The organism is Micromonospora sp. NPDC003241 (genome assembly GCF_053589795.1).
This window is the reverse complement of the sequence record NZ_JBSFSO010000087.1, coordinates 1-6,662: the sequence shown is the minus strand read 5'-3', so window position 1 is coordinate 6,662 and position 6,662 is coordinate 1. Positions and strand designations below refer to the sequence as shown.

Sequence of the window (6,662 nt, the reverse complement as noted above, 5' to 3'; positions counted from 1 at the left end):
GTCGGGTGAGTCAGCGGGGCCAGGCGGCCAGGTGTCGGCGGATCCGGTCGATGTCCGCCGGGCCGAGGCCGTACCGGGCGAACCGCCCGTCCGGGATCCGGTCGAGGTAGCGCCCGGCCTCCCGTACGTCCTCGTCGTCGAGCGCCGGATCGAGTTGCCGGGCCAACCCCAGCAGCTCGCCGACGGAGCGGTGCTCCAACGCGGAGGCGACGTCGATGTAGTCGCGTACCTCCCGCCGGTTGACCAGGGCGGCGGTCTTGTTGGCGATCAGGTCGCGGACGTCCATCACCGGCCCGAACTCCATCACCACCGGGCTACGGTGTCGGTCCAGCCGCGCCAGGCTGAGCCGGATCTGCCGGCCGTCCCGGGCGACCACGAAGTCCCGCATGTCCCGGTCGAAGCCCTCGAAGAGGCCGCCGAGGTCACTGTCCGGGTCCGCGTCGGCCACCTCGAACCCGGCCGCCTCCAGCGCCTCCCGTACCCCGGTCGCCGCAGCCGCCGCCGCGCCCTCCACGTCCGCGAACAGGTCGACGTCCTCGGTGGGGCGGGTGACCAGCCCGTACGCGGCCCACGCGACCCCGCCGCCGAGGACGAAGCGGTGTGGCCCGGCGACGTCCAGCGCCACCCGGGCCACCTCACGGTAGAACTCGTGCGGGTGCGCTCCGGTCACGCCGATCGGAGACCCCGGTGCCGGGTCTCCCAGGCCAGCCGTACGCCCCGTGGCAGGTTCAACTGTCGCCACACGCGTCGCAACGTCCAGCCGTCGACGAGACTGCGCAGGTCGTCGACGTTCGTGGTCTCCCGCAGGACGTTCTCGTACATCCAGAGCAACTGGTCGTGGTCGGTTAGGTCGAAGGCGCGGTGGGCGCACCACATCAGGCGGACCGGCAGCTCGACCACGCCCCGGGTGGGTCCGCGCAGCTCGGTCAACGTCCCGGTCACCAGGGTGGGACGACCGGGTCGGGCCAGAAAGGCCACGCCGGACGTGGTGGGGGAGACCGCCTGCATGCTGTCAGGGTAACCCCAGCCGATCCCGTACCGAACCCACGAGCTTCACCCACCTGCCGGAACGTCCGCTCATCCGATCCGAGCGACGCCCTTGGGAAGCCAGGTGTACGGGCGGCGAGGCGGTACGAAGGCCGTGGATGGTGTGCCTATCTCGGCCCGGGCGCGTCGAATGTCCGAATCTCGGGTAGGCCGGGGCGGAATCGGGGTGGGGTCGGTGGCGTTGTAACCCGGTGGCTGATCGAGCAGGACCTCACCCCGCTGGTGGGTGGTGGGCGGATGCCGGAATGATCTGGCTCGGTCGGTCGTTGTACCTGGTCCCGGCGCCGCGAGGGCTCGCGGTTGGTCCCGGGAATGATGCGGGCCGGTCGGTGGTTGTGATCCCGACGCCGCAAGGGCCTCCCGGATCCCCGTCCCCTCGGGGAATGGTTCGGCCCGGCAGGTGGTTGTGTATTGACCCGACGCCGCAAGGTTCGGTGAATCCTCTCGGATTTGGTGCGTCGGTTCCCCTCATTGTTCTTGGCGCCTGACGGCGTTCGCGTCGCCCCTTTCCCCCTGTGGGTGGCGTCTACCCCCGAATGGAGCTGTCTCATGAACTCGAAGCTGCTGCGTAAGAGTGTTCTCGGTGTCGCTGGTCTGGCGTTTGCCGGTGGTGTGTTCGCTGGCCCGATCGCGCAGGCCGACGCCACCCCTGTCACCGCTGGTTCGCTGGTGGCGGTGCAGGCGGACAAGCCCGACACGGGCAAGCTGATCCCGCATGGTGTGCAGGGCTCCCAGTCGCGCATCGATCTGGACGACGAGCAGGTCGCCAACGCCAAGGCGATCATCGCGGCGACGAAGAAGGCCGGCATGGACGAGCGTGCCGCCGTCATCGCCATCGGCACCGCGTTCCAGGAGTCCAAGCTGGAGAACCTCGGCCACCTCGGTGACCGCAACGACCACGACTCGCAGGGCTTGTTCCAGCAGCGCCCGTCGTCGGGTTGGGGCACGGTCGAGCAGATCACCGACCCCGAGTACTCCACCCTGGCGTTCCTGAAGGGTTTGAAGCAGGTCGACGGTTGGCAGGACATGCCGCTGACCGTGGCCGCGCAGACGGTGCAGGTGTCGGCGTTCCCGGATCACTACGCCCAGTGGGAGCAGCAGGCCGCCGACCTGGTCGCCGAGCACTGGAACAGCTGACCGCAGACTTTCCTCGAATGAGGGGGAGCAAGAACGCCGCCGGCCGGCACCCACACAGGGTGCCGGCCGGCGGCGTCTGTCGTGCGCCGGATCCCGTCGCTCGGTATCTGGTGTACGGCGGGGTGCGATGTTAGGAGGGGTCCCTTCCTATACACCAGGCGTTAGCAGGGGACCCCTCCTTACACATCACCCCGACGACCGTGGTGGCGGGCGATGTCGACGAGGGCTACGACCAGCGCGAGGGCGATGATGCCGGCGGACACCAGCAGGGACCGCTCGAAGGCTTTCGACCAGGCGTCGTTCCCGCTGGCCACGACCGAGAAGAAGACCGCGCCGACGGCGGCGATCCCGGCCGCCGAGCCGATGCGCTGACCGGTCTGGAGCATGCCCGCGCCGCTGCCCGCCTGCGGGACCGGCACCTGCGCCAGGGTCAGCGTCTGGTTGGGGGCGATCACCAGGCCGCTGCCCAGCCCCGCCAGCAGCAGCGGTGCCGCGGTCACCCAGGGCACGGGGGCGTGCGGCGCCAGCTCGATGGCGAGCGCGACCAGGCCGAGCCCGACCACCACGGCGAGCAGTCCGACGGCGACCAGCGGTCGACCGAAGCGGTTGACGATCCGCCCGCCGACGGCGGAGGCGACGGCCGACCCGAGGGCGAACGGGGTGATCGCCAGACCGGCGATCAGTGCGCTGTAGCCGCGCCCGTTCTGCAGGTACAGCGTGAAGATGAAGAAGATCGCGGTGAAGCCACCGAAGTAGATCAACGCGATCAGCGAACCCAGCGCGTACGACTGGCGGGTGAACAGGCGTACGTCGAACAGGGGTGGGCCCTGGCGCGCGTACCGCCGCTCCCAGAGTGCGAAGCCGACCAGGGTGACCAGGCCGGCGGGGAGCAGCAGCCACTTGGCCGGGCCGTGCCACTGTTCCCGCTGCACCAGCGGCAGCAGCACCAGGGTCACGCCGACGCCGAGCAGCACCACGCCGACCGGGTCGGGTCGACGGCGTACCACCTGGCCGATCGGGTGGCGGGGCAGCAGCCGCCAGCCGAGGATGACCGCGACGATGCCGACCGGCACGTTGACGAAGAAGACCCACCGCCAGCCGTGTTCGGGGCCACCGGCGGCGATCAGCAGGCCGCCGAGCAGCGGTCCGACCGCGGTGGAGATGCCGATGGTGGCGCCGAGCAGTCCGAACGGCCGGGCCCGTTCCGGCCCCTGGAACAGTTGCTGGATGAGGCCGGTCACCTGCGGGTTCACCAGACCTGCGGCGGCGCCCTGGAGTAGTCGGGCGGCGACCAGCCAGCCGGGTGACTGGGCGAGTCCGGCGAGGGCGCTGGTCACGGTGAACAGGGCGATGCCGAACACGAAGGCGTTGCGTCGGCCGTGCACGTCGCCGAACCGGCCGGCCGGCACCAGCACCAGACCGAAGGTCAACGCGTACCCGGAGAGCACCCACTGCAGGTCGCTCGGCCCGGCGTTCAGGGCCCGGTCCAGCGACGGGATGGCCACGTTGACGATGCTGATGTCGAGCAGCGTCATGAACGCGGCGACCAGCCCGACGCCGAGGGCCTGCCAGCGTCGCCGGTCGTCGTACGTGTCGGGGCCGGTGGAGCTCATCGTCCCCCTGTCCCGATCGACGTCGTCCGGCGCGGCCCCGGTGCGGGACCCACGACGTCAGGTGAGCTGCTGGGCGCAGAAGCGCGGGCCGAAGTCGAGCCCGGCCATCGGCGAGTCCTCCCGGTGCAGCAGGTTCTTCTCGGTGAGCAGGTGCAGCGGTGTCTGCAACTCCTCCTCGGTGAGGCCGGACTCCTGGGCGATCAGGTCGGGGTAGGGGACCTGTCCGCGTACCTCCAGGGCCGCCACCGCGTCGTACACCCGAGCCTCGACGTCCGACAGCTGGACCTGCTGCATGGCTTCCTCCTTCGGCTCCACCGCCGGTCACGGGCGGTCTGCGTCGGGCGCTTACCCGGCGCGGCGACGAAGATGCACCCCGGACGGGGGGTGGCGCGCCGCCCCCCACACGGCGTCGCGGCTGACCTAGGCTGCTGCGGTGACCGTCTGGGAACTCGTGGTGATCGGCGGCGGTCCCGCCGGCCTCTCCGCCGCCTACGCCGCCGCCCGGCGAGGGGTACGCACCCTGGTCCTCGAACGGGCCGCGCACCCGAGGTACAAGACGTGCGGCGGTGGCTTGACGGGTGTCTCGCTCGCCGCCGTGGCGGGTCGGATCGAGGTACCCGCCCACGACGTCGTCGACCGGGTCACCTTCACCCTGGACGGGCGACGCGCGCTCACCCGCCGGCACCGGGACGGTCCGCTGGTGAGCATGGTGCGCCGGGAGGAGTTCGACGACCGGTTGCGGGCCGCCGCGGTGGCCGTCGGCGCGGAGGTCCGCGAGCGGGTCGCGGTCCGCGCGCTCGACCAGACCCCCGAGGTGGTACGCCTGCGGCTGGCCGACGGCGACACGGTGCTGGCCCGGACCGTGGTCGGTGCCGACGGCTCCTCGGGTGTCAGCGGCCGGCACGTCGGGGTGCGGCACCGGCAGGTGGACCTCGGGTTGGAGCTGGAGTTGCCGGTGCCGCCCCCGCAACAGGAGCAGTGGCGGCACCGGGTGCTGCTCGACTGGGGTCCGCTGCCCGGGTCGTACGGCTGGGTCTTCCCCAAGGGCGACCGGTTGACGGTCGGGGTGATCGCCGGTCGCGGCGAGGGGGACGGGACCCGTGAGTACCTCCGCCGGTTCGTGGACCGGCTCGGCCTGGCCGGGATCCGTCCGGCGCACGACTCGGGGCACCTGACCCGTTGCCGGGCGGAGGACTCGCCGTTGCGGCGCGGGCGGGTGCTGGTCGCCGGGGACGCCGCCGGTCTGCTGGAACCCTGGACCCGGGAGGGGATCAGCTACGCCCTGCGCTCCGGCGAGCTGGCCGGTGACGCGGTCGTCGACGGGGATCTGGTCGGCTACGAACGTGCGGTGGCCCAGCGGCTGGTGCCGTCCATGCGGGCCGGGTACCGCCTGCTCGACGCGTTCGCCCGGCGGCCGGAGATCCTGCACGCGGCGATCGCGACGCCACCGGGCTGGCGCGCGTTCACCCGGTTCTGCTCCGGGCAGGCCGGTTTCGACGAGTTGGTCGCCCAGGCGCCGGTGCGGTTGGCCCTGGCGGTGGCCGCCCGGCTGCCCCGACCGCGTACCCCCGCCGCCCACACCGCCTCCTGACCTCTTCTCTACCAGGATCCTAGGATGCCCTAGCGGGGGTGAGCGTCGCCGCACCTGAGCAGCGCCCCGAGAAGCACACCAGTCTCACGAGTGCCCGGCTGTTTCCGGCCACCGACGTCGGGTAGGGCGATCGTTGAGGGCATCCGTCAGCGCACCGAGGAGACACCCGTGAGCCAGAACCAGCACACGCCGCAGGACCCGACCGAGCAGTACGGCCAGCAGTCGGGTCAGCCGAGCCAGCAGCAGTCGCCGCCGGGGCGGACCGACGACATGGCCCCCGAGCCGGACCACGGCGAGAAGACGTACCGGGGCACCGGCAAGCTCGACGGCAAGAAGGCGGTGATCACCGGCGGTGACTCCGGCATCGGGCGGGCGGTGGCGATCGCCTACGCACGCGAGGGCGCGGACGTGCTGATCTCGTACCTCGGCGAGGAGGAGGACGCCGACGCCCGGGAGACCGTACGGCTGATCGAGGCCGCCGGCCGCAGGGGGATCGCGATCCGCGGCGACATCGCCGACGAACGCCACTGCGAGACGCTGATCGAGCGGGCGGTCGGCGACCTCGGCGGCATCGACATCCTGGTCAACAACGCGGCCTACCAGATGGCCCAGGAGAAGGGCATCGCGGGCATCAGCACCGAGCAGTTCGACCGGGTCTTCAAGACCAACCTGTACGCGATGTTCTGGCTGTGCAAGGCGGCCCTGCCGCACATGGGCGACGGCGCGACGATCATCAACACCTCGTCGATCCAGGCGTTCGACCCGTCGCCGCAACTGCTGGACTACGCCACCACCAAGGCGGCGATCGCGAACTTCACCAAGGCGCTCGCCGCCGACGTGGTGGACCGGGGCATCCGGGTGAACGCGGTCGCGCCGGGGCCGATCTGGACCCCGTTGATCCCGGCGACCATGCCGGAGGAGAAGGTGAAGCAGTTCGGCCAGGACACGCCGGTCGGCCGGCCGGGTCAGCCCGCCGAGCTGGCGCCCGCGTACGTCTTCTTCGCCTCGCAGGAGTCGAGCTACATCACCGGCGAGATCCTCGGCGTCACGGGCGGCCGCTTCACCAAGTGAGGTGCAAGGAAGGGTCCCCTGCTAACGCCTCGTGCATAGCAGGGGACCCTTCCTAACACGAAACCCCGGCGCCGGAGGCGGCCATCGCCCGCTGGGCACGGCGCGGACGTCGGGTGAGTCAGCGGGGCCAGGCGGCCAGGTGTCGGCGGATCCGGTCGATGTCCGCCGGGCCGAGGCCGTACCGGGCGAACCGCCCGTCCGGG

7 protein-coding genes are annotated in these 6,662 nt (G+C 71.5%); 3 read left to right on the top strand and 4 right to left on the bottom strand.

The features are described from left to right. Positions 1–10: 10 nt before the first annotated feature. Complete coding sequence (locus ACWDVW_RS32380) at positions 11–670, bottom strand: nucleotidyl transferase AbiEii/AbiGii toxin family protein (RefSeq protein ID WP_396752670.1); 660 nt, start codon at positions 668–670, stop codon at positions 11–13. Next, entirely contained in the window at positions 667–1,008 is a 342-nt protein-coding gene (locus ACWDVW_RS32375; protein ID WP_449956731.1) for a hypothetical protein, read from the bottom strand. The genes ACWDVW_RS32380 and ACWDVW_RS32375 overlap by 4 nt, the downstream gene beginning before the upstream one ends. A 588-nt stretch (positions 1,009–1,596) precedes the next feature. Here ACWDVW_RS32375 and ACWDVW_RS32370 point away from each other — a divergent pair. Next, positions 1,597–2,184, top strand: a complete 588-nt coding sequence (locus ACWDVW_RS32370) for a hypothetical protein (RefSeq protein WP_449956728.1) — start codon at positions 1,597–1,599, stop codon at positions 2,182–2,184. Positions 2,185–2,363: 179 nt separating this feature from the next. On the opposite strand, the gene ACWDVW_RS32365 is transcribed toward ACWDVW_RS32370, so the two are convergent. Both ACWDVW_RS32365 and ACWDVW_RS32360 read right to left on the bottom strand, forming a co-directional pair. Beyond that, positions 2,364–3,797, bottom strand: coding sequence for an MFS transporter (locus tag ACWDVW_RS32365; RefSeq protein WP_449956725.1), 1,434 nt, complete (start codon positions 3,795–3,797; stop codon positions 2,364–2,366). A 57-nt stretch (positions 3,798–3,854) separates the two neighbouring features. Beyond that, positions 3,855–4,091 (bottom strand): hypothetical protein, encoded by a 237-nt coding sequence (locus tag ACWDVW_RS32360; RefSeq protein WP_396752664.1) that lies wholly within the window; start codon positions 4,089–4,091, stop codon positions 3,855–3,857. Between the two features lie 139 nt (positions 4,092–4,230). Between ACWDVW_RS32360 and ACWDVW_RS32355 the strand changes: the two genes are divergently transcribed. Continuing rightward, a complete protein-coding gene (locus tag ACWDVW_RS32355) occupies positions 4,231–5,388 on the top strand; it encodes a geranylgeranyl reductase family protein (protein WP_449956722.1) in 1,158 nt (385 codons plus the stop codon). A gap of 168 nt (positions 5,389–5,556) precedes the next feature. Continuing rightward, the gene (locus ACWDVW_RS32350; RefSeq protein ID WP_449956719.1) at positions 5,557–6,459 is read left to right on the top strand and encodes an SDR family oxidoreductase; all 903 of its coding nucleotides are present in this window, start codon (positions 5,557–5,559) and stop codon (positions 6,457–6,459) included. Positions 6,460–6,662 lie beyond the last annotated feature (203 nt).